This window comes from Neorhizobium huautlense (assembly GCF_030811685.1).
In the GTDB taxonomy this organism is placed as follows: Bacteria; Pseudomonadota; Alphaproteobacteria; order Rhizobiales; family Rhizobiaceae; genus Neorhizobium; species Neorhizobium huautlense_A.
Genome location: NZ_JAUSRF010000025.1, coordinates 11,650 through 37,219, shown reverse-complemented (window position 1 = coordinate 37,219; position 25,570 = coordinate 11,650). Strand labels below are relative to the sequence as shown.

At 59.8% G+C, this 25,570-nt stretch carries 16 protein-coding genes and 1 CRISPR repeat array (1 of these 17 cut by a window edge); of the genes, 3 read left to right on the top strand and 13 right to left on the bottom strand.

Annotated features, from left to right (window positions below; genetic code table 11):
- Nucleotide 1: 1 nt before the first annotated feature.
- The 3 genes from J2T09_RS25320 to J2T09_RS25310 are packed head-to-tail and all read right to left on the bottom strand — an operon-like array spanning nt 2 to nt 4,778.
- Nucleotides 2–1,000, bottom strand: a complete 999-nt coding sequence (locus J2T09_RS25320; protein WP_306839857.1) for an ABC transporter permease — start codon at nt 998–1,000, stop codon at nt 2–4.
- Nucleotides 1,000–2,877: an ABC transporter substrate-binding protein gene (locus tag J2T09_RS25315; protein WP_306839856.1), complete on the bottom strand. Its 1,878-nt coding sequence runs from the start codon at nt 2,875–2,877 to the stop codon at nt 1,000–1,002. Before J2T09_RS25315 ends, J2T09_RS25320 begins: the two co-directional genes overlap by 1 nt.
- Nucleotides 2,874–4,778, bottom strand: coding sequence for an ABC transporter ATP-binding protein (locus J2T09_RS25310; protein ID WP_306839855.1), 1,905 nt, complete (start codon nt 4,776–4,778; stop codon nt 2,874–2,876). The genes J2T09_RS25315 and J2T09_RS25310 overlap by 4 nt, the downstream gene beginning before the upstream one ends.
- A gap of 208 nt (nt 4,779–4,986) precedes the next feature.
- Between J2T09_RS25310 and J2T09_RS25305 the strand changes: the two genes are divergently transcribed.
- Nucleotides 4,987–5,958 carry a glycosyltransferase family 32 protein gene (locus J2T09_RS25305; RefSeq protein ID WP_306839854.1) on the top strand — a complete coding sequence of 324 codons (972 nt, stop codon included), beginning with the start codon at nt 4,987–4,989 and terminating at the stop codon, nt 5,956–5,958.
- On the opposite strand, the gene J2T09_RS25300 is transcribed toward J2T09_RS25305, so the two are convergent.
- Nucleotides 5,926–6,675: a polysaccharide deacetylase family protein gene (locus J2T09_RS25300; RefSeq protein WP_306839853.1), complete on the bottom strand. Its 750-nt coding sequence runs from the start codon at nt 6,673–6,675 to the stop codon at nt 5,926–5,928. The genes J2T09_RS25305 and J2T09_RS25300 overlap by 33 nt on opposite strands.
- Complete coding sequence (locus J2T09_RS25295) at nt 6,672–7,760, bottom strand: glycosyltransferase family 4 protein (RefSeq protein ID WP_306839852.1); 1,089 nt, start codon at nt 7,758–7,760, stop codon at nt 6,672–6,674. The genes J2T09_RS25300 and J2T09_RS25295 overlap by 4 nt, the downstream gene beginning before the upstream one ends.
- A 160-nt stretch (nt 7,761–7,920) precedes the next feature.
- Between J2T09_RS25295 and J2T09_RS25290 the strand changes: the two genes are divergently transcribed.
- Both J2T09_RS25290 and J2T09_RS25285 read left to right on the top strand, forming a co-directional pair.
- Nucleotides 7,921–9,270, top strand: coding sequence for a nucleotide sugar dehydrogenase (locus J2T09_RS25290; RefSeq protein ID WP_306839851.1), 1,350 nt, complete (start codon nt 7,921–7,923; stop codon nt 9,268–9,270).
- Between the two features lie 9 nt (nt 9,271–9,279).
- The gene (locus J2T09_RS25285; RefSeq protein WP_306839850.1) at nt 9,280–9,762 is read left to right on the top strand and encodes a class I SAM-dependent methyltransferase; all 483 of its coding nucleotides are present in this window, start codon (nt 9,280–9,282) and stop codon (nt 9,760–9,762) included.
- 3 nt (nt 9,763–9,765) lie between these two features.
- On the opposite strand, the gene J2T09_RS25280 is transcribed toward J2T09_RS25285, so the two are convergent.
- From J2T09_RS25280 to bcsN, 8 genes are all read right to left on the bottom strand, one after another.
- Entirely contained in the window at nt 9,766–10,227 is a 462-nt protein-coding gene (locus J2T09_RS25280) for a cyclic nucleotide-binding domain-containing protein (protein WP_306839849.1), read from the bottom strand.
- Nucleotides 10,228–10,266: 39 nt separating this feature from the next.
- The gene (locus J2T09_RS25275; RefSeq protein ID WP_306839848.1) at nt 10,267–12,990 is read right to left on the bottom strand and encodes an ABC transporter transmembrane domain-containing protein; all 2,724 of its coding nucleotides are present in this window, start codon (nt 12,988–12,990) and stop codon (nt 10,267–10,269) included.
- Between the two features lie 176 nt (nt 12,991–13,166).
- On the bottom strand, nt 13,167–15,068 hold the full coding sequence (gene htpG / locus J2T09_RS25270; RefSeq protein WP_306839847.1) for a molecular chaperone HtpG: 1,902 nt from the start codon (nt 15,066–15,068) through the stop codon (nt 13,167–13,169).
- Between the two features lie 144 nt (nt 15,069–15,212).
- Complete coding sequence (locus J2T09_RS25265; protein WP_306839846.1) at nt 15,213–17,564, bottom strand: cellulose synthase; 2,352 nt, start codon at nt 17,562–17,564, stop codon at nt 15,213–15,215.
- Complete coding sequence (locus J2T09_RS25260; protein WP_306839845.1) at nt 17,561–18,610, bottom strand: glycosyl hydrolase family 8; 1,050 nt, start codon at nt 18,608–18,610, stop codon at nt 17,561–17,563. Before J2T09_RS25260 ends, J2T09_RS25265 begins: the two co-directional genes overlap by 4 nt.
- Complete coding sequence (locus J2T09_RS25255) at nt 18,610–21,093, bottom strand: cellulose biosynthesis cyclic di-GMP-binding regulatory protein BcsB (protein ID WP_306839844.1); 2,484 nt, start codon at nt 21,091–21,093, stop codon at nt 18,610–18,612. Before J2T09_RS25255 ends, J2T09_RS25260 begins: the two co-directional genes overlap by 1 nt.
- Complete coding sequence (gene bcsA, locus J2T09_RS25250) at nt 21,093–23,294, bottom strand: UDP-forming cellulose synthase catalytic subunit (protein ID WP_373458642.1); 2,202 nt, start codon at nt 23,292–23,294, stop codon at nt 21,093–21,095. The genes J2T09_RS25255 and bcsA overlap by 1 nt, the downstream gene beginning before the upstream one ends.
- Before the next feature lie 63 nt (nt 23,295–23,357).
- A complete protein-coding gene (gene bcsN, locus J2T09_RS25245) occupies nt 23,358–24,338 on the bottom strand; it encodes a cellulose biosynthesis protein BcsN (protein ID WP_306839843.1) in 981 nt (326 codons plus the stop codon).
- A gap of 273 nt (nt 24,339–24,611) precedes the next feature.
- Nucleotides 24,612–25,570: a CRISPR direct-repeat array (repeat unit 32 nt; unit sequence GTTTCAATCCACGCCTCCGCGAGGGAGGCGAC) (it continues 460 nt past the right edge of the window).

Here is a 25,570-nt window from a genome sequence, read left to right as displayed (position 1 = left end):
TTCACTTGGTGGCCCCTCCCTTCAGACGGATGCGCGGATCAAACAGTGCCAGCGCGATATCCGAGACCAGCACGCCGATCACCGTCAGGAAGGCTAGAAACATCAGGAACGAACCGGCCAGATACATGTCCTGGCTCTGCAGGGCCTTGATCAGCATCGGGCCGGTGGTTTCCAGCGAGAGCACAACGGCGGTAATTTCCGCACCGGAAATGATCGACGGCAGGATGGAGCCGATATCCGAGATGAAGAAGTTGAGCGACATGCGCAGCGGGTATTTGGTCAGCACCTTCATCGGATGCAGGCCCTTGGCACGCGCCGTCATGACATATTGCTTCTGCAGCTCATCCAGAAGGTTGGCGCGCAACCGGCGCACCATCGAGGCCGTTCCGGCCGTACCGATGATGATGACAGGGATCCACAGGTGTTCCAGGATCGACCAGAACTTGTCCCAGCTCATCGGCTGGTTGAGATATTTCTGATCCATCAAATGGCCGATCGTGGTGCCGAACCAGATATTGGCGAAATACATCAGGATCAGCGCGAAGATGAAATTCGGCACGGCGATGCCGATCAGGCCGAATAGCGTCAATCCATAATCACCCCAGCTATACTGGCGGGTGGCCGAATAAACGCCGATCGGGAAGGCGATGATCCAGGTGAGAGCGATGGTGACGAAGGAGACCAGAACCGTGAGCCACAGGCGATCACCCACAACTTCGCTGACCGGCAGGCGGTATTCGAAGGAATACCCGAAATCGCCGACCAGCATGCCACCGACCCAGTTGAGGTAACGGATCGGTATCGGCTTGTCGTAACCGTAACGCGCCCGCAATTCCTCGATTTCCTGCAGATCGGCCTTTTCGCCGATGGCCCGCAGTTCCTCGATATAGCTTTCGAAATAATCGCCCGGCGGCAGTTCGATGATGGTGAAGACCAGCATCGAAATCAAAAGCAGGGTCGGGATCATCACTAGGATGCGCCAGAGAATGTAACGCAGCATCAGGCACTCTCCCCGAACCAGAACGTGTCCGGCATATAGACACCGAGATAGGAATAGGGATCGAAACAGAAGAGACCGCGCGAAGGCATGTTGCGCAACCTCGATGAACTGACCACCGGTTGCAGTGCCGCATTGACAAGACCGATGGTGAAAACTTGCTGTGTGAAGATCGACAGCATCTGGTGCCAGATATCCTCGCGCTCGCTGGTCTCGCCACTGCGGCGCCATTCCTTCAGGAGGTCGAGCAACTGTTTCGCTTCCGGCATGTCGGGAGGATTACCATCGCCTCCGCCGGACATGTAGTTCAGTCCCCAGTTCGGCCAGAACACCTGATCGTCCGAAGTCGGTGCCAATTCCTGCGGCGACATGTCGGCGGTCGGCACGCCATTATCCAGCCCCTGCCAGACGGACATGATCGTTTCGCCGCCACGAATGCGGCGCCGGAACAACTCCCTTTGCGTCGCTCTCGTATGGATAGCGATGCCAATCTTGAAGAGGTGATCGGCGACCAGTTCCAGTACATCGCTTTCGAATGAATCTTCACCGGCGGATTCGATGGTGATGTGGGCAACGCGACCATCCGGCAGCAGCCGCAGGCCTTTGTCGTTGCGCCGATCAAGCCCCGTTTCATCGAGCAGACGATTGGCCGCCTCTGGATCGAATGCGGTATAGGCCTGGGCATATTCAGGCCGGTAAAGCCGGCTTTCCGGCAGAACCGTATTGGCGCTTTCCTTGGCGATCCCGTAAAACACCGCCTTGTTGATTTCGCTGCGATCGATCGCCAGCGACAATGCACGCCGGAAACGCACGTCCCGGAACAACGTGCGCCAGACCTCATCCTTGCAGTTGAGATTGGGCATCAGCGCGATGCGCGAGCCCTGCGTGCGTTTCCACAGATTGACGTGAACCGGAAAGCGCTTTTCCGAGCTTTTCAGGAATGTGTAGTCGGCAAAATCGATATTGGCGATCTGCAGGTCGCTTTCGCCTGAACCGGCCTTGGCGGCGATCAGACCCGGCGAACTGACATTGAGCACGAATTTGTCGATATAGGGCAATTGCACGCCGTTTTCGTCGACGCGGTGGAAATGCGGATTGCGCTCGAAGATGAATTGCTGCGCTGGTGGCTTGGTGCGCGGACACCAGGGTTCCAGCGTCGGCAGGCCGGGATTTTCCGGCCGAAAAGTACGCCCCATGAACTGGTGGAGCGATGACCAGTCTTCAAGGCGATTGGCCTTCATCAGCTTGGCCAGCGTTTCCGCATCCTGATACTTTGGATGGAACTGCTTCATATAGGCCGATGGCATCATCAGCCGTGTGGGCGAAGGCGCTGCCTGCTGCGCCAAAAAATCCGGATTGGGCGTATCCCAGGAATAACGCACCGTGCGTTCATCGAGAATTTCGAAACGCGGCTCCGCGCCATCCACTTTCAACTCTGCCGGAATGCCACCGCGATGCAGTTCCGTGTTGTGGAACATGTCCTCCCAGACATAGCGGAAATCCTCCGCCGTGAACGGGCTGCCATCCGACCAGCGATGTCCTTCACGCAGGTGAAAGGTAAAAACCTTCGAGTGCTCGACCTCGAATTTTTCGAGAAGATCCGGCAGCGGATTGAGATGTTCGTCGTAACCGATCAGCCGAGCATAACCGTTGATCGGCATTAGGCGGATATCGCGCTGGCCGCCGATCAGCATGCGCACGGTGCCGCCCTGTTTACCGGGTTCGCGACCGAGTGATGCAAGATTGATGATACGGGCAGCCTTGGGCGGGCCTGGTGGAACTGTCGATGCCTGAAGGCTCGCATCCGTCTGCGTGGCCCGGGCAAACGGCGCGGCCGCGGAAGATGCGAGAAGTGCAAGCAAGGTGCGGCGTGTGATCATGGCCGAAGCTCCCGTGCATCGGCATTGCGTTGCGCCAGAACAAAATGGCCGCCACCGAGATCCGCATGCGCGAGGCTCTCCGGCCGGTCATCATCATCATCGAAAGGGGCATCCCATTTCGGGCGTTTCAAGGCGCTGCCCACCGTCGCATAATCGAGCGGGCGGTCGAGATCCGGGTAAGGCACGGCAGCCAGCAGTTTTCGCGTATAGGGGTGAACCGGCGAGCGCATGATCGTCTCGACCGGGCCGATCTCGACGATGCGTCCGGCATACATGACGGCAACCCGATCGGCCATGTAGTTCACCACCGCAAGATTGTGCGAGATGAACAGATAGGTGAGCCCGAGTTCCTTCTTGAGATCCTTCAGCAGATTGAGGATCTGCGCCTGGATGGACACATCAAGCGCCGAGACCGGCTCGTCGCAGATCAGCAGTTCCGGCCCGAGTGCAAGCGCGCGGGCAATGCCGATACGCTGACGCTGGCCACCGGAAAAACTGTGCGGATAACGGCTGAGTGCACTGCGCTCCAGCCCGATGGCACTGGTGAGTGCCTCAACGATGCGGGTGCGTTTTTCCGCATCGCCCTTTTCGTGGATCTGCAAGGGCTCGCCGATAATGTTGCGCACCGTCATGCGCGGCGAAAGCGACGAAACGGGGTCCTGAAACACCATCTGCACTTTTCGCCGCAGGATTTTCAGATCCTCTTTCTCAGCATGCAGAACATCGACAGGACCTTCAGCGCCATTAAAGGTGACGCTGCCTGCATCCGCACTCAGCCCGCGCATCAAAATCTTGCTGAGCGTGGTCTTGCCGCAACCGCTTTCACCGACAAGGCCGAGGCTTTCGCCACGCAGAATATCGAAACTGACATCGTTGACGGCGAGCGTCTTTTCCGGCGTGCCGAGGCCAAAGAAACCCGAACGGCGGGCGGTGAAGGATTTACTGACATTACGGACGGAAAGCAGGATATCGGAGCGCGGATGCCCCGGATCGGGCTCGGCGGCCGCCTTCTTTTTCGCCAGCATACGGCTGCCGTCGACACCGATATCGCGCAGCGGCTTCAGGCGTTCGCCAGGCTGCATGTCGAAATGCGGAACGGCGGCCATCAGGCCCTTGAGATAGGGATGTTGCGGATTGCGGAAAATCTCGTCCACCGGACCGGCTTCCATCACCTCGCCGCGATAGACCACCACGACCTCGTCGGCGAGATTGGCGACCACGCCGAGATCATGGGTGATGAGCAGCATCGCCATGTCGAAACGCGACTGCAGGTCTTTCAGAAGTTTCAGGATCTGCGCCTGGATGGTGACGTCGAGTGCCGTCGTGGGCTCATCCGCGATCAGCAGCGCCGGCCGGCAGATCAGCGCCATTGCAATCATCGCACGCTGGCGCATGCCGCCGGAAAGCTCGAACGGATACATGCCAAACACCTTGTTCGGCTTGGAAAAGCCGACGAGGCCGAGCATTTCGATCACCCGTTCGTGCCGCTCTGTCGGCGACAGGATCGTGTGGGTCTTCAACGCTTCCTCGATCTGGTTGCCGATCGTGTGTAGCGGTGAGAAAGAGACCATCGGTTCCTGAAAGATCATGCCGATGCGATTGCCGCGAATGGAGCGGATCTTTCGCCCGTCATGGGGAAGGCTCAGGAGATCGATCGGCCCTTCTACTCCGGCAGGATCGTCGAACAGCACGCTGCCACCGATCTGTGCCGAGGCGGATTCGATATCCATGATCGTGCGGCCGAAGACGGATTTGCCGGAACCAGATTCACCGACAAGCGCGGTTACCTTGCCGGGCGATATGCGCAGGCTGAAATTACGGATCGCCTCGATACGTCCGCCGTAAAACGGGAACGACACGCTCAGATTTTCGGCACGCAGCAAATCGTGGCGTTCGGTCACTGTTTTATCCTGATACCCGTAGGATCGACGGGGATGATGGCTAGTCTAGTAGGCGTTTCAGGCAGCCTATAGCACGCAGGCTTACTCTGTCCATGTAACAGAAATCGCAAAACAACAGTTGGTTCCCGGCGATTGAAAGCGTTTGACCACCGGGCGGCAAACATCGTAGCCGCAATAACATGGAATGCGGCAACTGGAGCGAGATGGCATGAGTATCGGCCAGGATGAAAAGGCGGTATTGCGGACCGCAAAATCGCTGATCGCGGAGAAGCGTCTGGCCGAGGCGCGGGTTGCACTGGAAGAGATGCGCTCAGTTCTGGCGCCGCAATCGGTGGCGACGCTTGGACCGCTGACGCAGCTTGGAATGCCGCGCAAACTGCATTCCGCCTTTCTGAAACTGGCCAAGGTCGAAGGCGATGCGGTTAGCCGTATCGGCCTGCAATATCATCTCGTGCCGGAACCCGAGCGGATGACACGGCATTTCCGCATCGATGAGGCTGCGCGGAAAAACATGGCGGCCATGAACGACAGGCCAGTACCTCGAACCATTCACCAGATCTGGATCGGCTCGAAGCCTGTTCCGGTGGGGACAGCGGCATGGCAACAGCATGCCGAGGCGACCGGTTACGGCTACAGGCTATGGCGGGAGGACGATATCCGCGCCATCGGCGTCTACGACAATGCGGTTTTCCGCGCCTTTCTCGACGAGGGCGATTTTCCCGGCGCGGTCGATGTGGCGCGTTACCTGATCCTGGCGCGCGAGGGCGGCATCTATCTCGACTGCGACTGGTATCCGGCCCGCAAGGATATCGGTTTCGATGCTTTTTTGCCGCTGGTCGGCCTGTCGGCGCTGGCCGAGCAGACACCCCGCAATCTGGGTGGCGACAGCCTGTTGCTCACCAATTCCTTTATCGCCGCGCCGCCAAAACATCCGCTCTTCGATATTCTCGTCGATGCTTTGCCGGGCGTGATGGCCGAATTGCCGGGCGCCCCGGCCTGGTGGGCGACAGGGCCGGTGATCTTTACGCTTCTGGCGCGGCTGTGCGCGGTGACCGTACCGGATAGCGGCTTCGTGGCCGCCAACCTGCCGCAACAGGCACCAGTGGACGCTGTTCTGGATGCAGTCAGCCGGGCAGAGGCAGACGCTTCAGGCTTCCTGATCGGCTGGAAAAGCTGGTGACGCCAGAATATCCGCGGCGGACCGCCAGCGGCAGCCCGGATGACCGGCGGTGAGACTGAACAGGCGATCGAGAAAATCCGCAACGACATCGTCATGCACGAGGTGATGGGTGAGCACGCCGATCACGCCACCGGGCAGACATAGCGCCGCCGTTTCGGCGAACAGCAGCTCGGGATCGCGGCCACCGCGCGTGCCATGCCAGTCGATGACATCGACATGGGTATTGAGCATCGTCACCGCCGCCGGCTTTTCCGGCCCGAAGGTGGAGAGCGCGTTGAAGCCAAGCCCCGGCAACCGTTCGATCAAGGTCGCATCAATACGGTTCCACGGCGGCACCAGCATGGGAAACAGCCGTACCTCGTGAAGACGGGTGAGTTTTTCCAGTCCGGCTCGCAGATTCCCCTCAACGACCTCGACCGGCCGATCGAGCCCGAGTTCGCGCTTCTTCACGCTCGCCGGTGCATGATTTTCATGCGACCAACCGTGAACGGTGACGAGAACACCCGGCTCGCTTTCCAGACGTTTCGCCAGTGCCTCGCCGGTATGGGCGGGAATGACGGCAAGCGTTGCCGGTATTTTTTGGCGCGCGGCAGCACCGAGGAAGGCGTCGAGTGCCTCGGTCGGTTCGATGCAATCGTCATCACGCAGCCACAGATCGACACAGTTGCCGTTTGAAGCGAGCTTGTCCAACGCTTCGATCAACAGTCGTTCGGTCATCGCAAAAATTCCAGATGGGTTTCCAGTATGGTTTCGAGACGACGGGCGGCACCATCGAGCGAGCGTTCGGCGAGCACAAAATCTCTAGCAGCACCTGCCATGGCTTTTCGCGCATCGTCATTGGTAAGCAACTGACGGATGGCTGCCGAATAAGCCTCTGTGTCTCCCGGGACGGTGAGAATTCCCGTGCGGCCATCTTCAACGACTTCCGGCACGCCGGCAATGCGCTCGGCCACAACCGGCAAGCCGGCAGCCTGCGCCTCCAGATAGGCAAGTCCGTAGGCTTCACCATGGCCGGGCCAGAGATAGACCGCACCCGAGGCCAGCACACCGGCAACCTCATCTGCCGAAAGCTGGCCATGCCAGAGGATGCGACAGGATCCGAATCCGGCAAACAATGTTTTCACGTCATCATGAGCCGGACCATCGCCGACGATCGAAAGCCTCCAGGGCAGATCGTCCAGCGGCTGAAGTGCGGCAGCAAGCGCGGTGTAACTGCTGAGCTTGTCACCCGGGCGCATCATCGCCACCGTCACAAGGTGCAATGGTTTTGGTTCGTGGGCCCGCGCGGAGAATGCAGCGGTATCAATAAAGGGCGGCAGATGTTCCAGCCTTGCAGTCGTGACCGATTGGCGGATGCCTTCGAGATCACGCCGGGTGAGACCGATATTCACGGCCGCAAACTGCAATGCATTAGCCAACAGATTCTGATGCGCCTGCCAGCCCTGACCATTGCGTCGCTGCGAATAGGAGGCTTCGGCGGTGACATAAGCCACGCCATGCGCCCTGCAGAGCGTCGGGCCAAGGAGATCCGGCGACTTGTAATAGGGGTGATAACAGAACCACAGATCCGGCACGCCGTCCCGACGCCATTCCGCATCGATTCGTTCGATTTCGCCTCCCGCCTCTTGCTGCAATCGCGAAAGAGCATCCGGTGTTGCTGAAAAAGAGCGAAATTCCGAAACGATCTCGACTTCGTGACCGCTGCGGCGCAAGGCCTCGATCAACAGCCGCGCCATCAGGCGGTCGCCGGATGGAACCGGGTGGTCGGGCGACTTGAGAGGCGCGTAAAAGGCTATTTTCATGGAGGAAGGCATAAACGGCGAGCCGATCCGGATGCAAGCCTCATTGCCGTGAATGGATGGGAGGTGGAAGGCCTGCGGCCAGATTGCTCTATTGCCGTCCCTTGACAGTTCGCCACAAGGCACTCAACTGAGGGACATCGAAATTCAGGTTCCTTTCCCCGTGACCAGCACTCCCTCTGCCCTTCCGGCCTCCACCCTTCTGGCTGCCATTCAATCCAGATCCGCCCGCGCCGGTGTCATCGGCCTCGGTTATGTCGGCCTGCCATTGGCGATGACCATGGCGCGCGCCGGCTACCGTGTCACCGGCTTCGATATCGACCCCGGGAAAATGGTGGCGATCGAGGCAGGCAAGAGTTATATCGAGGCAGTACCGGACCATATTCTGGCGGGCGAGACGGCGGCCGGCCGGTTTTTCGCAACGACCGACTTTTCGCAATTGCGCGATTGCGACGTGATTGCCATCTGCGTGCCGACGCCGCTGACGCATCACCGCGATCCCGATCTCTCCTTCGTGGAAAGAACCTGCGAAAAGATCGCCGAGACGCTGCGCCCCGGCCAGTTGATCGTGCTGGAATCCACCACCTATCCCGGCACGACCGATGAGGTGATGAAACCGATCCTCGAAAAATCCGGCCTGCGTTCGGCAGAGGATTTCTTTATCGGTTATTCGCCGGAACGCGAAGACCCCGGCAATCGCGAGTTCGAAACCTCGACCATTCCGAAAATCGTTGCCGGCGACGGCGAAGCGGCAACCGCGATGATGCAGGCCTTTTACGGCACCGTGGTGAAGACAGTGGTGCCTGTGGCCTCCACGGCTACGGCCGAGGCCGTGAAACTCACGGAAAACATCTTTCGCGCCGTCAACATCGCCCTCGTCAACGAGTTGAAGGTCGTCTACGAGGCCATGGGTATCGACGTCTGGGATGTGATCGACGCGGCCAAGACCAAGCCGTTCGGTTACATGCCGTTTTATCCGGGACCGGGCCTTGGCGGCCACTGCATTCCGATTGATCCGTTCTACCTGACCTGGAAATCGCGCGAATACGACCAGCCGACGCGCTTCATCGAGCTTGCCGGCGAGATCAACACCGCCATGCCGCGCCATGTCGTCACCCGGCTTGCCGAAGCGCTGGACATCAAGGCCGGCAAGGCGCTCAGCCGCTCGAAAATCCTGATCCTCGGCCTTTCCTACAAGAAAAACGTTCCGGATATCCGGGAAAGCCCCTCGCTGAAGCTGATGGAGATCATCCTCGAGCGTGGCGGGGATTTTGACTATTACGACCCGTTTGTGAGCGAAATTCCGCAGACGCGTGAATATGGCCATCTGCGCGGCCGTACATCGATCGAATGGAGCGAGGCAGCGATCCGCGGCTATGACGCCGTGCTGATTGCCACCGACCATGACGACGTGGACTATCAGGCACTCGCAGAATGGTCACCGTTGATCATCGACACACGCAACGTCTTTGCCCGCCGCACTATTGCTGCCGAGCACATCGTCAAGGCATAGGGATTTTTCATGAGCCGGCTCGACAGCTTCATCAACCGCATGTCCGCGCAGCGTGACATCCTCAATCATGTTCGGGATACGCTCGATCTTCCGGCCGGTGCGGTGCTCGAAGTGGGCCTCGGCAATGGTCGGACCTACAGCCACTTGCGCGAAAACTTTTCCGACCGGCGTGTCGTGGCATTTGACCGGCAGTTCGCGGCTCACAAGACGCTGGCGCCTGCACCCGGTGACTTCATCGAGGGCGAAATTCGCGAGACGGGACAGGGTTTTGTCGACAAGAAGGCGGCCCTGGTTCATGCCGACATCGGCACCGGCTATCCGGACAAGGACGCGATCACGCTGGAGTGGTTGCCGGGCATGGTCGCAGGCATGCTGGCTGAAGGCGGTGTTGCCGTCAGCGGTCTCCCCCTGTCGCATCCCGAACTCGAAGAGCTACCACGCCTGCCGAGCGTGGAAGAAGGCCGATATTTCCTGTACCGGAAGACGGCGTGAGGATCAGTTGACCAGCTGTCGCTGACCGACGCGCGTGCGATCGAGCTCGCTGGTCGTGCGGTGCAACTGCTCGGCAAAAGCACGCGTCACTTCACGCGTGACGCCCGGATCGATCAGGACCTTGGAGAAGGCATCCTTGCAAATCTTCAGCGCTTCGACGGGCGTGGTGGTGCGCACGGTCGCGGTGCGGACGCCATCGCAGAGAAGGCAGACTTCGCCGACGATGCAGTCACCCTTGACTTCGCCGATCTTCACTTCGCCTTCCGGGGATTCCATGAGGATATCTGCGCTGCCGTCCAGGAGGACATAGGCGCAATCACCGGCATCCCCCTGATGAAAGAGTTCCTGATCGGCGTCGTAGCTGACCCTGCTGGATGCGAAGGCCAGCAGCTTGAGGCGACAGGGATCCACCTTCGCAAAGTAAGGTATCCGCCGCAAAAGCTGTACTTCTTCCTTCAGTAACATCGTCGTCACCACCGTTCAGCTGTGCTTGGCAGCCCTTTCCTAGGCTACCAGCGTCTTGAATATACCACTTTCCTGCTCGAGAGTCTCGAATGTTCCATCATCTGCGATCGAGCCTCTATCGAACACCACCACCCTCTTGAACAAACGAGCGAGGGAGGTGTTTGACAGTACCCAGATAATGGCAGGATCATGATCCTGTTCCTTTAGAAAATCTACTACGTTTTTAACGATCTCGTTTTGTACGCGCCGATCAAGGCCCGGAAGCGCCCTGTTGAAGACGTAGAAATCGGATCTGCGGATCAACGAACGCGCGACATTCAGCTTCTGGCGCTGCACCAGCGTCAGGCGTCTGCCGCCCGCGCCGATATCGAATTCCAGGCCGACGCCGAGGAAGCTCGCATAAAGATCCTTCTCATGCATGACACCGGAGGCCACCGCACGGATCTGTTCGCCGGCATCGGCGATACGGTGGCTGAGCTTGCCGAAAAGGATGTTTTCACGCAGGCTCGCCAGCGCGATATAGCGATGCGGATCGTACCGTTCAATAAGGCCGGCAAGATGCGCCGGCAGCTTGTCGTGCAGAAGATCGCGCGCCTTGACGATCTTTTCCGACAGTTCCGGCGTCAGAAGACCGAAACGATAACGCAGTTCCACATAGTTGAAGCTCAGACGCAGCATGGCGCGCAACTCGTCACGATTGGGCCGCACACCTTCGGGACGTTCGCTGAAACGCTGAAGCAACTGTTCGTAGACGTCGATCTCATCGGCGCTGAGCGTGATCATCTGCTGGAAGAAGGGATGATCTTCCGGCAGGCTGCCAAAGATGTCGACGAGGTTTTCGGCAATCGCCGCGCCCATGTCGAAGAGCGGCTCGAGAAGTGCGGCCGAGCGCAGCACGTCGTAGAAATAGTCGCTATCGAGCAGAGAGTTTTCATTACCCGCCCCCTGCCGCATGGTGCCGAACAGAAGATTTTCGCCGACGCTGGCCTCGATATTGTAACGATCCGGTTCGAAGAACACGACGAGATGCGACAGCCCCTTGACCGACAGCGTCGACCGCAAGGCATGACGCATATCGACGATGCGGGCGGCCAGCTCGGTGTGGACCTCCGGATCGAAAGTCGAATGCAGCGCCAGATCCATGATATCAGAGGTCAATTGCACGGCATCCAGCGCGGCAAGAAGCGAGTTCTTCAGATCATCCTTCTGGCCGTTGCGCACCGACGTGGTGCTGCGATCCAGCCACTCCGCATGGATATCGAAGTCCGCATTTCCGGCCATGCGGGCCTCGTGCATCTCCCAGCGGCGCTGGGTCGCATCGCGGCCGCTATAGGTCACGGTCGATGTCGGCGCGTGTTTCAGGCCGTAGAGAAGATTGTCCTTCAGCGTGCCATGGAAGAAATAGCTATCGGCGCCCGAATAGGAGATCGCCCGACCCGATACGGATTCCGGCAGGTCGAGAAGGTCGGTATCCTGAAGCGTGATCTTGCCGGCAACCGGCCAGGCGACACGCCCGAAGGCTTCGGCAAGCGCCTCGGCGCCGCTTCCGGCATTATCGATGATGGCAACCGTTTCACCACGCTCGAACCTGACCGATACGCCCTCGGCCACTCTTGCGCCGCTCTGGTCCTCGATCGTGACATTCACCGCAGCAAGAGGCGAGAAGGACTTGTCTTCCGACTTGGCCGCCAGTGTGTGAACGGCGGGCGGAATCATCATCGGAGCTTCGAATTCTTCGAGCACCTGTTCGTATTTGACCTGTACGTCCTGGCGCGCCTGATCCCAGTCGATCAGTTCCTTCAACGGGCCGGGCAGGTCCTTGTAGGCATTGATGACGGCTATCAGCTGCCCGACGTCGAGGTTGCCGCGCAGCGTCAGGTAACCACCGATCGAATAGAACAGGAAAGGCGTCAGCTGCGACAAGAAATTGTTCACGAACTTGACGAGAAACTTCCACTGATAAAGGTCGTAGCGGATCTTGTAGATATGGCCGAGGCGATGGGAAACGTCGGCACGCTCGTAGTTCGAGGTATCGAAGGCGTGGATGGTGCTGATGCCCTCGACGATTTCGCTGACCTTGCCGGCGAAATGGCGTGCGGTCACCTGCCGCTGACGACCCAATTCGATCAGGCGATGGCGCATTTTCGGAATGATGCCGACCTGAATGGCCACCATGGTGGCTGCGATCATGCCCAGCCAGAAATTCTGCACCATGATGAAGAACAGCGCGGCAATCGCCTGCCCGCCCAGCATGGCCGGCTGCACGAAGGCATCACCGGTGAAGCCGCCGAACGGTTCCACCTCGTCCTTGACCATGCTTGACACTTCGGCGGCATGGACCTTTTTCAGATAGCTCGGCGGAAAGCGCAGGATGCGATCGACCAGCTGGTAACGGATACGGCGCAGCAGGCGCTCGCCAAGACGGCCCTTGTAGGTGTTGATATAATATTTGAAGAGGCCGTTGATGATGACCAGCAACAGGAAGACGCCAGACAGCGCACCCAGCGTTTCCAGGCGGTCCAGCGGAATGCCGTCGAACTGGAAGATTGTGCCGAGCCACGGCAGCGTGACGGTGAAATCCATATAGGCCTGCGTCGCGCCTTCGCTTTCGAAGCCGCCGCCCTGGATCGGACCGTTGATGATCTGCTTGGGCAGATCGAAGGCAAGGAAATACGGCACCATGGACGCCGCCACGATGGCCAGGATGAACAGCTGCTGCCGTCGTGTATGTCTCCAGATATAACGGAGAAGGCTTTTTTCCATGGGATGCCGTCAAAGGGACGGCATGTGCACGTCCATGTCTCTACATATTTTCAGGCGCTGTATATAACCATCCGGGTATATGGCTGCAAATCGTCTCGTGCATTGCAGCCATCAGTTTTTATCACCCTTTTGCGGCCTTGTCCTGTTGCAAGGTCGCACCACTGCATCGATGAGAATTATCTCAGCGCCCGCTCGAAAACGCGTTGCAGCCTTTCGGCAAAGGCACGCGGCTCTTCCGGCTTGTCGCCATCGAGGATGCGGGCCTGGTCGAGAAGAAGCAGGACGGCATCTTCCCGCAGTGTCTCGTCATCCGACCTAGCGGCAATCGCCTTTACGAGGCTGTGATCGGCATTGATTTCCAGAACCGGTTTGCTGGCACCTTCGATACGGCCCGCTCCCTGCAGAATCTTTTCCAGCTGGCGGTCATAACCGCCCTCAAATGCCACCAGGCAAACGGCACTCTCCGTCAGACGATCCGAAACCCGCACATCCGAAACGGCATCGGTCAAGCGCAGCTTGGCAAAGGTGATGAGATCATCGATGACGGCTGTCGTTTCCGGCTTGTTTTCAGCCTGCTCGCTTTCCGGCTTGGCAAATTGCGAAAGATCGGCTGACCCTTGCGTGATCGACTTGAACGATTTTCCGTCGAATTCCGGCGCATTCATCACCCAGAAACTGTCGATCGAATCGGTAAGCAGGAGAACCTCGACGCCGCGTGCGCGAAAACCTTCGAGCTGCGGGGAGGCGCGCAACTGATCGAGATTGCCGCCAGTGAGATAATAGATCGCTCTTTGTCCTTCCTTCGCGTCACCCACATAATCGGCAAGCGAACGGTATCCTTCACCGCTCGACGTGCTGCGGAAGCGCGACAGCGCCAGAAGCTGCGAGCGACGCTCGAAATCCTCGTAGATCCCTTCCTTGAGCACGGGTCCGAAATTTTCCCAGAGTTTTGTGAAGGCCTCCGTGTCGCTTTCGGCCAGTTTTTCGATGGCAGTCAGGACACGGCTGGTCACGCCCTTGCGGATGGCCGAGAGAATCGGGCTTTCCTGGATCATTTCGCGCGACATGTTGAGCGGCAGGTCGGACGTATCGACCAGACCGCGCACGAAACGCAGGTAGCGCGGCACCAGATCGGCATCATCAGTGATGAAGACGCGCTTCACGTAAAGCTTCATCCGGCCCCTGCGGTCGGGATCGAACATGTCGAACGGCTGCGAGCCGGGCACGAAGGCGAGCGTCGTATATTCATGGCGGCCTTCGGCACGGAAATGCACGTTGAGGGCCGGATCATCATACTGGCCGGACAAGCTGCGATAGAAGTCCGTGTAATCTTCCGCAGAGATCTCGTTTTTGGAACGCGTCCACAGCGCCGTACCATCGGTGACACGCGCCGGCTCCGCACCGGGCTTTTCAGCCAACAAGATCGGCACCGGTACGTGGCCGGACTGGTCCTTGATGATCTTTTCGACCGTCCAGCGCGAGGTATAGGTGCCGGCATCTTCAAGCAGATGCAGTGTGATACGGGTGCCGCGCGCCGGTGCTTCGGAGACGTCCACCGCATCGATGGCGTAACTGCCCTTGCCGTCCGACGACCAGCGCCAGGCCTCGTCGCTGCCGGCGCGACGGGAAACGACATCGACCTTTTCCGCCACCATGAAACAGGAATAAAAACCGACACCGAACTGGCCGATCAGCTGCGCATCCTGTTCGCCCTTTTCGGTTCTGGCCGCCTCGATACGTTCCATGAAGGCGCGCGTGCCGGAGCGAGCAATGGTGCCGAGCGCCTCGATCATCTCGGCCCGGCTCATGCCGATGCCATTGTCCTCGATGGTAAGCCGCTTGCCCTCTTCATCCAGCGTCAGGGTGATACGGTTTTCACCGTCGCCGGCGGAAAGGGATGGGTCGGTGATCGCTTCATACCGCAGTTTTTCGCAGGCGTCGGCAGCATTGGAGATGAGTTCGCGTAAAAAAACATTGCGGTCGGAATAGACCGAATGGACCATCATGTGCAGCAAACGCGCGACATCGGCCTCAAAGGCATGGTTTTCGACAGTCTTTTCTACAGCGGCTTCGGTCATGTTTCCCCTCATCGTGAACGGCCTGGCGCATCCGCCCGTGCGAATGGTGCGGATCGATTACAGCCAAGATAGGAAACGGGAAAACACAAAACCAGAGCGGGAAGCACGCAATCGCAATGGCGTACAAGCTCACATCAAAATGGCTCAGTAATCGTTGTTGCGGGCCGCCCGCACATCCGCAAGACCACGCAGTGCATCACGATTTCCGCTCTGCGAAGCGGCCTCGAACACCTGCATGGCATCGGCATATCGCTTCATGTTGAGATAGGCGTAACCGCGCATGACCATAAGGTCCACACGTTCGGTTTCGAGCTGGGCACGTTGGTCGAGGAACAGAAGGGCATCGCGATACCGGCCGGCATCGAATGCCAGGGTCGCACGGTTCGACAGGATCGCCACCTGCAGTTCCGATGCTCTTTTGCGGGCAAGCGGCGCCTGGGTTGCGGAAACGGCGGCATTGTCCGTCAGGCCGACACGCAGATAGGCAAGAGATTGACCATAAGCGGCATCTTCACGGACCTGACCGGAACCGCGCTTGAGCGCGACACCAAAAGCTTCCGCCGCTTCCATGGGACGGTTCAATTCCATTAGGCACCAGCCGCGAGACAGGGCGGCACCGGGCGCAAGGCCTTCGGGATCGATGGTTGTCGTGCAGCCACGCTCTGTCCGCGCGCCCCGCGACGCGCTGGCAACAGGTGCAGATCGCCGCACTGGTGCCGTCGATGTCTGCTGAACGGGTGCCGGGGCATAGGCCGGCAATATTGGTGCGGTCTGTGTGGCAATTACCTGCTGGGCATTCGCATTCACCGCAGGCTGGCCCGCATATTGCTGGGCCGGCAACTGAGCGCCCTGCTGATCTGCACTCCCTTGGGCGATCCGCTGGGCGGCCAGGGTCTGTTCCGTGGTTTCGCCGAGATTGGCGATACGCACCGAGCGCCCCTGCCACTGGCTCTGAACGGCGGCAACACCGGCGCGATCGTTCAACTGGTTGCGCGACAGGACGAGACCATAGGCAGAGGGTTCATCATCCGGCTTCCAGGAAAGCGCTGTTTCAAACCAGCGGGCTGCCGTCTGCGGCTGGTTGAAATTGCGGGCATACCAGCCGAATTGCTGTGCCGAGGCGGCATCCTTTGCCTCGATGACCTCGACTGCAATGCGCTGCAACACCGGCTCGGGCAGAACCGGCGGCGGCATGACAGCCAGCAGATTGGCCGTCGCGGCCATATAGGTATCCTTGGCATCGGTGGAATCGTCGCGCCAGCGATACATCACGTCTTCGGCTTCCTGCGGCGCCTTTTTCGCAATCAGGCAAAGCGCCAGACCTTGGGAAGCGGAGGCGGAATCTTCGCGCTCGCGTGCCATGCGGAACCATTTTTCCGCAGCACCCGTGTCTTCGCGGCGCAGGCGATACCAGCCGACCAAAAGCGCATCCGAGGCAAGAGAGCCATCTTCCGCAAGCTTTTCGACGCGCGTGATGTAAGCATCCGCGATCCGCATCTTTGGATCCTCGTTCGCTTCAGCCATGAAACGGCGGGAAAGATCGTCGCGCAAACTGTCGAATTCACCGGAACCGTCTTCGTTGCGGTGTTCGGAAGACAGAAGATCCTGCATGCCGGCATAATCGAGCACGGCGGAAGCTTTTTGCACCGTCGCCAGCCGTTCCTGCGGATTGGTGCAGCTCTTCAGAACATAACCATAGGCGTCCTTCGCACGGACTTCCCGATCGGTTTCGGCAAAGGCTTCGGCGATACGCCACAGGACATCGACCTCGGCGCAAGTCAGCAGCGCCGGTGTCTGGGCGCCGATATCGACGACCGTCTGGTATTGCTTGAGATCGGATGCATTGACGAGACGGGCCCGTGCTTCGGCGACGTCGAGGCGTTCGAGTAGGTCCGCCGGTGGCTGCCATGCCGCATCTGCGACACGACGATCGGCGATCGCCTTGCGCAATTCGGCAAAGCGACCGTCGGCATAAAGACGCCACATGCTTTCCAGCTGCGGATCACCATTCTGCGGCACCGCCAGCGGATCGTTCGGCGGCGTCCAGTCTGGATAAAGCGCCCGCAGCCTTGAAATTTCCGCCTGAAGCCGTGCCTGATCGTTTCTGGCCGCGAAATAACGCAGCGCGCTTTCATCCACCTGCGGCCGGTTTGGCGCCTGACCGGCAGCGGGCGCGGCATTTTCGGATGCGGTCCGGGATTGGGCTGGGGCTTGTGCTGGCGCCTGAGTCAGAGGAGCAGCCGTATCCGCCTGTGACAGTTGCAGGGGCGCTTCGGTGGTCGATCCGGTGGCACCGGAATAAACATCGACGCCGGGATAATCGACGGGCTGGCCATCCGGCCCGCGCACGCGTCCCATGGCCATCAGCTTGGGAGCAGACTGCTGCACACCATCTCTCTCTGGAAAGTGTTCGCGCAAGGCATCGGCATCGTTCAGGCCGTAGACGGCTGCCGCCACGGCCATGATTGCCACTGTTGCTGCAAGAACCTTTCTCATAGGCATTCCGGGTGCTTCTCTGCAATAAAGGCCAGGCCCAGCAACTGGAGCGTGGACGGATAATAAAGGACGGGATCGAATCGGCGAACCGCGTCCGGCAGCTTTGTACCGTCTACCATACAGGCAACCAGATCGTTAACCAGGCGATAGCCGGGATCGGAAAGCGTTTCCTTCACTTCGCCGGTGGTGACATCGAATATGCCGGTCGCATCGGCCGATGCTGTGGTCGCTTTGGCAAGCCATGTGAGCAAGGCCCGATCGGTGACGCCGAAACGCGCGAGATAAAGCGGAATGCGGATCGCATTATACCCATATTCCGGTGCAAAGCCCTCGGCAGGCTTGGGCTGGCGCGCAATACTGACCCAATCCACCGGCAGATGACGGGGACCGAAGCGCATGGCGCCCAACAGCACCTGACCGTCATCGGCAAGTTTTTTCCAGCGATCGGACGGGGCAAGCATGTTCATGATCGGCAGCGCTTCATAAACCCAGTAGGACGGGTTGATGACCGGGCCATCCTGGCGATCATCGGCACCAAACCCCTCAAGACCCGGCAAAAGCACGGTCCGGCCAGCATGATCGACGACGGCACTTTTCAGAAGACTGCGGGCAATGTTTCGCGCCGCCGCCGTATAATCCGCCCGGTTCCACGCGGCTCCGCCGAGCGCGAGGCCATAGGCAATCAGGAGATCGCCATCGGAGGCATTGTTGGTATCGATCACATGCGGCTTGGCGTTCGGATCCCATTTCCACACGGCCAAGCCATCGTCACGCAACAGCAGTTCCGTGCGCGTAAAAGACCAGATTTGCTCAAAATCGGAGGGATCATTGGCGAGATAGGCAAGGATCAACCCATAACCCTGCCCTTCGCTATGGCTGATATTGCCATTGCCGTTATCGATGATACGGCCGCTGCCATCGAGGAATTTGGCCTTGTAGGCTTCCCATTCCGCCGCCGGTACACCCGCCGAATGGGCCGGGTTCGGCAGACCACCGCACAAAAACAGGAAGACGGCGGCACAGGTCAGGAACGGACGCAAAAACATCACTTCCGCCTCCCCAGATTGGAAAGCAGGGCGGCGGTGGCAATGCCGACCATGAATGTGACCGCAGCGAACACGGCTGCGAAATAAAGCACGTTGGTGGAGAGCCAGTTTGCGGCGATCAGGCGGTAGTTCCAGATGGAATTGTCGGTCGGCGGGACAAAGGAAAAACCTTCGACCGCGACATTATCGACCCGACCCGTTCTCGACGAATAGGTGGTGACACGGCCGGTGACCTGCGGCCAGAAATCCTGCGAGGACATGACCCGAGCACCATCTGCCAGATCGCTGGCCGACGGTGCCGTGGCCACCGTCCACGTGCCATTGCCGGCCGGACTGACGCCCTGAGCAACCATGAAGGTTGCGGCATTGGAGGGTGCGAAGGGTTCTTCGCTGCCCGGCAGCAGGCGGAACGAGCGCAGGGAAATATCGAAATTGCGCTGCATCCATTCCTGAAAGGCAGAAATCTGGCCATTCCAGTTGCCGCCGCTGACACGATCGCGCCACTGGTCGAACACTTCGCCGGTATTGACGTTTTCGGTCGTGGCACCGGCGGTAGGCCGCCATGCCGACTGGCTTGTGGAGGCGATGTTGACCTGCGACAGAACCGGCACCGGCATCTGCGTGATCGAGCCGACAAAAATGGCATCGCGATCGCCGGCCGCATTGGCAGACGCGATCGGTTCGATAAGCAATGGCCGGCCCGCAGCCAGCGCCATGCGAGACAGAAGCGTTGCCGTGGCCGACAGGGTATCGCGATCGACGCGATCCATGAACAGCGGCGTTGCGTCCTCGTCACGGCTATAGGGGTATCCGGTACCGGCCATGCTCGCCAGATCGGGGCGCTGACCGATGCGGGCGAAATCCGGCATATGGAATTCGGACGTATCGAACAGGGCGAAACGCGGCGTCGTGGAGGCGGAAGCACCCGGAGCGCAGACATCATCCTCCTGCGTGCGCAAAACCGTTTCCATTTCCACCGTGTTCACACCCGGCTTGAAATGACGCATCGTCACACGGATCGGCAAATGCCGCAGAATGCCGCCGCCGGACGTCACGATCGGCACAGTGGAAGCTATATTGCCGTTGACATAGACATTGATCTGGCTGCCCGGCAGCACGGCCTGCGAATAAGCGGCATCCAGGAGAATGGTCGCTTCGCCATACCCTTGCGCATAAAAATCAGCGGGCACGCCGATCTTGAAGCCGGAACGCACACGTCGGCCGGAAAATTCCAGCGTTTCCATGCCGAGCTGTGAGAAGCTGAGATTGGCATTGGAAAACAGCATGGGCGCATCCGGCGCCGACCATCTCTGGGTGGAAATGACACTGCGCTGAACACTGAGAGGACGATCCACCGGCGACACGACGCTGTCGACCGCAGCGGCAATGGACTGCCAACTGGGACCGCTGACCACGAAGACCGGCTGGCCGGTGCGGCGATCATCGACAAAGGTGGCGATCGGCGCGCTGGCTGCCGCCGGCGGCAGATCCGGGAAAAGCGGCTGCAGCTCCGCTGCCGTGCCGACCAGAACGGTCAGCTTGCCGGAGGCGGAAGGCGTAAGGCGATCGGTCTGGAACTCGAATTTCTGGCTCGGCATGCCGCTGAGGATCGACAGGCCCTGCGTCAGTCGCAGAACCGGTTTCAGCGTTCCCGGCTGATCGAGCGACGGCACGACCATGTTGAAGGTCGTCGACCCCGTTTCGTCCACCCCGATGGCACGAATGGCATCAGTGCTCGACAGACGCGTCGCAAGGGCACCGTTGAAAGCCAGATAGGTGTTGGCCGGATCGATGTTCGACCACAGTTCATAGGTGGATTCGATCGAGCAATCGGTGCGGTGGCGCTGGTCGGCGCGCATCGTGACAACATTGACGCCCTGCTGCAGAAGACCCGGCGGCACGGCAAACGAGACCTGTGCGGGGTTTTCCGAGGCCGTCACCTGCTGCTGGCCGATAAGGCGATTGTTGACGAGAATGGAAATCTGCGACGCTTCCGGCGCCACCACGACGGCATTCTGGTAACCGAGATTGAGGCGGGCCGGGCTGCCGGCCTGCTCCGGTGTTACATACACTGACCACGAATGCCGATCATGCTCGCCTTCCAGAACCATGGACGAGGCGGGAACGATGTAACGACGGAAACCCTGCGATGCCGGCTGGCCTGCCGGCGAAACGCGGCTCGGTGGCGCCTTCTGTCCAGGCTGCGCGGCCGGTGGCTGGGTGACCTGTGGCTGGGGCGCAGCCTGTGCCGGCATTTGCGGCGTGATCGGCGGAGCCTGTTGCGGCATGGCTGGAGCCGCTGAACCGGCGGGCGGAGCAGGCTGCTGGCGCGGTTCAGAATTGGCGGACGCAGGAGGCTGCGTCGTGCCGGCCGGACGCTCGCCGGACATATCGAAGCCGGAAGATTGCGCGCCCGGAGACTGGGCGAAAGCACAGGTGGCGGTCAGCAAGGAAAGCGTGGCTACGAGGCAGGTTTTGCGCATCAGCTTTTCGCTCCTGCTGCATCCTGCTCTGCCGCTTCCTTCTGAACGCTGCGGCCGCTGCGGAAGAAATACACGAGCCCGCGGCTGGTCTGGTAAAGCGCCAGACCGATGAACCAGATCGTGCCGCGAATGATCCCGGGATTGTAGCGCCGCGATTCCTGGAACTGCGACCATTGCGAGGAATTGGCAAAGATGAGATCGGCGATCATGCGGTGATCCTGCGCCGATTTCGGCACATACTGGCATCCGACCGTGGTGATATCGCCGGCCGCCTGCGCATTGCGAACCACGACGGAGAGGGTGACCATCTCGCCACCGCTATGCGGCTGAAAACGGATATCACCGATGGCGCCCTTGACCATGCCGGCGGCACGCCGATTGAAGACGTTGATACGCGCACCATGAACCGACACATCCTCGATCGAGGCGGCATACCATTCCTCATCGACCCGGAATTCGCAGCGCCGGTTGATGCGCACCCGACGCGAAGCCGCCTGCTCACCGCGCTCGGAAACGACCCCAAGCGCGCAACCCGCCATCAGCAGGTTGATGAGGTTCCAGCCGCCGACCACCAACGTCACGTCGGCCTTATAAGGCTCGGCATAGATCTTGTAGATGGTGATGATGAGAGCAATGACCTGAACCGCGAAGATGACGAAAAAGGGGCGACTGATTTCCGACAGCCTGCTTGTGGCGATCGATTCGTCCTTGGCCGTGACCTTGAATGTCGGTTTGCGCGGATTGACCATGACCGACACGACCGCCGGCAGAAGGTGTACGGTCTGCACATATTCGTAGAGTTCGGAAATCCATGGCCAGCGGAACGATCCGTAGAGATAGTTCTGCATCATCAGGTTCACGAACATGTAGGCCAGCGTATAGGCGAGGAACTCGCCGCCGGAGGCCGTGAAGATTTCGAGATCGAAGAACAGATAGAACAGCGGCGCGAACAGGAAGATCGTGCGCGGGAACGGGAACATCCAGAACAACGTGGACGACATGTAGCAAAAACGCTGCGCCATCGACAGGCCGCGCTTCAACGGCGGGAAACGGAAGCGCAGGATCTGCATCATGCCCTGCGCCCAGCGCGAGCGCTGGCCGATGAAGCTGGCAAAGGTGGCCGGCTGCAGACCGGCGATCAGCGGCTTGTCGACATAGATGCTGTGCCAGCCGGTGCTGTGCAGCTCGAGCGCCGTTTCGCAATCTTCCGTAATGCTGATGCCGCTGAACCCGTTGGTGGTTTCGAGCGCACGGCGGCTGAGGAGCGCTGCCGAACCACAGAAGAAGGCGGCATTCCATTTGTCGAGGCCGCGCTGGATGATGCCGTAAAACATCTCGTTCTCGCTCGGCATCTTGTCGAACGTGCTGAGGTTTCGCTCCAGCGGATCCGGATTGATGAAGAAATGCGGCGTCTGCACGAGGAAGAGTTTTTCGTCCTCCTCGAAATAACCGACCGTTTCCTTCAGAAAATCGCGGGCGGGCGCGTGATCGGCATCGAAAACGGCGATCAGTTCACCGCTGGAATGCTGCATGCCGTTGTTGAGATTGCCGGCCTTGGCATGTTCGTTGCGCTCGCGCGTGAGATAGTTGACGCCGAGATCCTCGCAGAGCTGTTTCAGCTCCTTGTGGCGCGCCATCGCCTCCTGGGCCTCCAGAAGTTTTGGCGAATTGCGCTTCTGCACCGTGCCACCATCGTCGAGCAGCCAGATATGCAGCTTGTCTGCCGGGTAATCCATGCTTGAGGCCGCCGCCAGCGTGTTGGCGAGCAGCGTCGCATCTTCGTTGTAGGATGGCACGAACACGTCCACATGCGGAAAATGTTCTAGCTTTGCGGCGCGCGAGGGGCGCGGCGGCAAGGGTGTCGCGACGACGAAAAGGCTGAGGCCCAGCATCATCACGTTGTACATTTCCGCCAGATAAAGCAGGAAACCGGGAATGAAGTTTTCCAGCTGGTTGACCGGCGGCAGCGTGCTGGTCGTGCGCCAGTAGACGTAGCGCAGCACGATGGCCGTGCCGAACGCGAGCGCGATCAGCCGCCAGGTGCCCTCCCCCTTCAGGATTTTGATGATGGCCATGACGGCAAGCGCGCAGATGCTGGCGATCAGCTGCGTCTGGAGATTGACCGGAAGCGTGATGAGGGCAATGACGGCAGTAACGACAATGATCCAGACGATAACGCTGCGGATCTTGTGAATGGGCATTTCAGGACTCCCCGCACCGGTCTGGCGCATCATCGATCCGATCCGTCTCCGTCATCGGGTTCATCATGGGCAGGCGCCGCTGCCGCCGACACAATCCGGGGTCGGCACCCGTATCGAATTCTGGTTTTGCGCGGCTGGCCACCCGGTTACCTGCCCGGTTGCCGGTGCCGTTCCCGCCGCAGACGAAGCCGTTGGCGGCAGCGGCACGAGCGGACCGGTCGGCGCAGTCGAGACTGCCGGTGCCACATTGGTTGTCTGCGGCCTTGTAGTCGTCGCACGCGGCCGCGCCGGTGCTACTGACACACGACGCACTGCCGGCCGAGGTTCATAACCGAGCGGCGGCGCATAATGTTCGACGGCTGCGGCCGCCGGATAAACCGGATGCCCCGGCCGGCCGAGGCTCGGATCGACACGATCCTCGCGACCGTAAGGGTTCCACTGCCAGCCGGTGAAGGAGCCGTTGATCGTGTATCCATACATGGTGGCAAGCAGCGCCTGCTCGGAAAGATCCGCATCGCAAAGACGCAGGCGCATCTGGATGACGCCGAGATTGTGGAGCGTGTTGCGTGCATTGGTCGAGGAGCGGATCTGCTGCCAGCCATAGACGCAGGTATCACCGCTGCGGCTGCGGCCTACAGCATAACTGAACGGTCCGTAATTGTTCTGCAGATAACTTGGTGTGCGCGCCATGGCGAGGCCAGGCACGGCGCTGCGCATTTCGCGGGTGATCGCCGAATCCGTCAAACGGGCAGAAGACAGCGTTTTGTCGGTATTTGCCCCTTCCATGCCGGGGCCGACAAATTTCACCTTGATGGAATTCTGGCCGGGGACGGAGGATTGCGTGCGCAGGGCGATATCCTGCTCGATACCGTTTCGATAGCGCCGCTCAATCACGCCGACAATCGCCGGGCCACCCGGTGGCGGAAAAACAAGCGCCTCGGTTGCGGAAACGGCACGTGTCGGCTGGAAACGGGTGACACCGGTGGTGGAACTGCACCCCGACAAGGCGGCCATCAACAGAACTGTCGTCGCAATCGATTTCATGAAGCAGCCGCACTCAAAAAAGTCTGGATCCACGCAGCACGTATCAAAACTGATTCGCACCTGCTGCGCAGGCAATATTAGCGTTTTAGTAACCAATTTATTAATTGATCGTTAACGCTGTTTTTTCACGAAGCCAGTTTACAACAACAAAAACCGCGGAGTGCCACAACGACACGCCGTGACTGGGGTTACGTGGCGTCGGCGCTCGCATCCACCCACACTTCCGCGAGGAAGGCGACTATTGGCCGACCCAGTTTCGTCCTCGATCGTGATGTTTCAATCCACGCCTCCGCGATGGAGGCGACCGGCCGCCTGGCGTACAAGTTCGGCATTGCCATGGTTTCAATCCACGCCTCCGCGATGGAGGCGACATATCTCGAACGGCGGTTCCTGTTCCTGCATGATGTTTCAATCCACGCCTCCGCGAGGGAGGCGACGCTCGCTCGACTACATCGCCGGCCAGACAGTCGGGTTTCAATCCACGCCTCCGCGAGGGAGGCGACGTGGTCGCCCAACGGATTACAAAGACGCCTATGTGTTTCAATCCACGCCTCCGCGAGGGAGGCGACGTGAAAAGTAGGTCGACCCGCCGCTCATCGGCACGGTTTCAATCCACGCCTCCGCGAGGGAGGCGACCCGTCATCGTGATCTCGTCCAGCGGCTTGAATTTGTTTCAATCCACGCCTCCGCGAGGGAGGCGACCTTTGTCCGGCGCAAGTACATCAAGCGCATAACAGTTTCAATCCACGCCTCCGCGAGGGAGGCGACGACTGTCAGGGGCTTGCCATCAGGGCCGGCGACGTTTCAATCCACGCCTCCGCGAGGGAGGCGACGCCGTCCGGCAGATCGACCCATCCTCCCTCGGCGTTTCAATCCACGCCTCCGCGAGGGAGGCGACAACAGGTCAATGGACTTGGGGCACAGCAAGGCGGTTTCAATCCACGCCTCCGCGAGGGAGGCGACCAAAGCTCGTCATTGTTCCCAAGCCGGTAGAAGCTCGTTTCAATCCACGCCTCCGCGAGGGAGGCGACGATCCGCTTCTGTCTCGGACATTCGTGCCCGAGCTGGTTTCAATCCACGCCTCCGCGAGGGAGGCGACCCTTTGACCGCGGCGGCTCTACAGCGAGGAACGAGTTTCAATCCACGCCTCCGCGAGGGAGGCGACTTGGCAGAGCCGTCGTCAACGGAATCCCTGCTTCTGTTTCAATCCACGCCTCCGCGAGGGAGGCGAC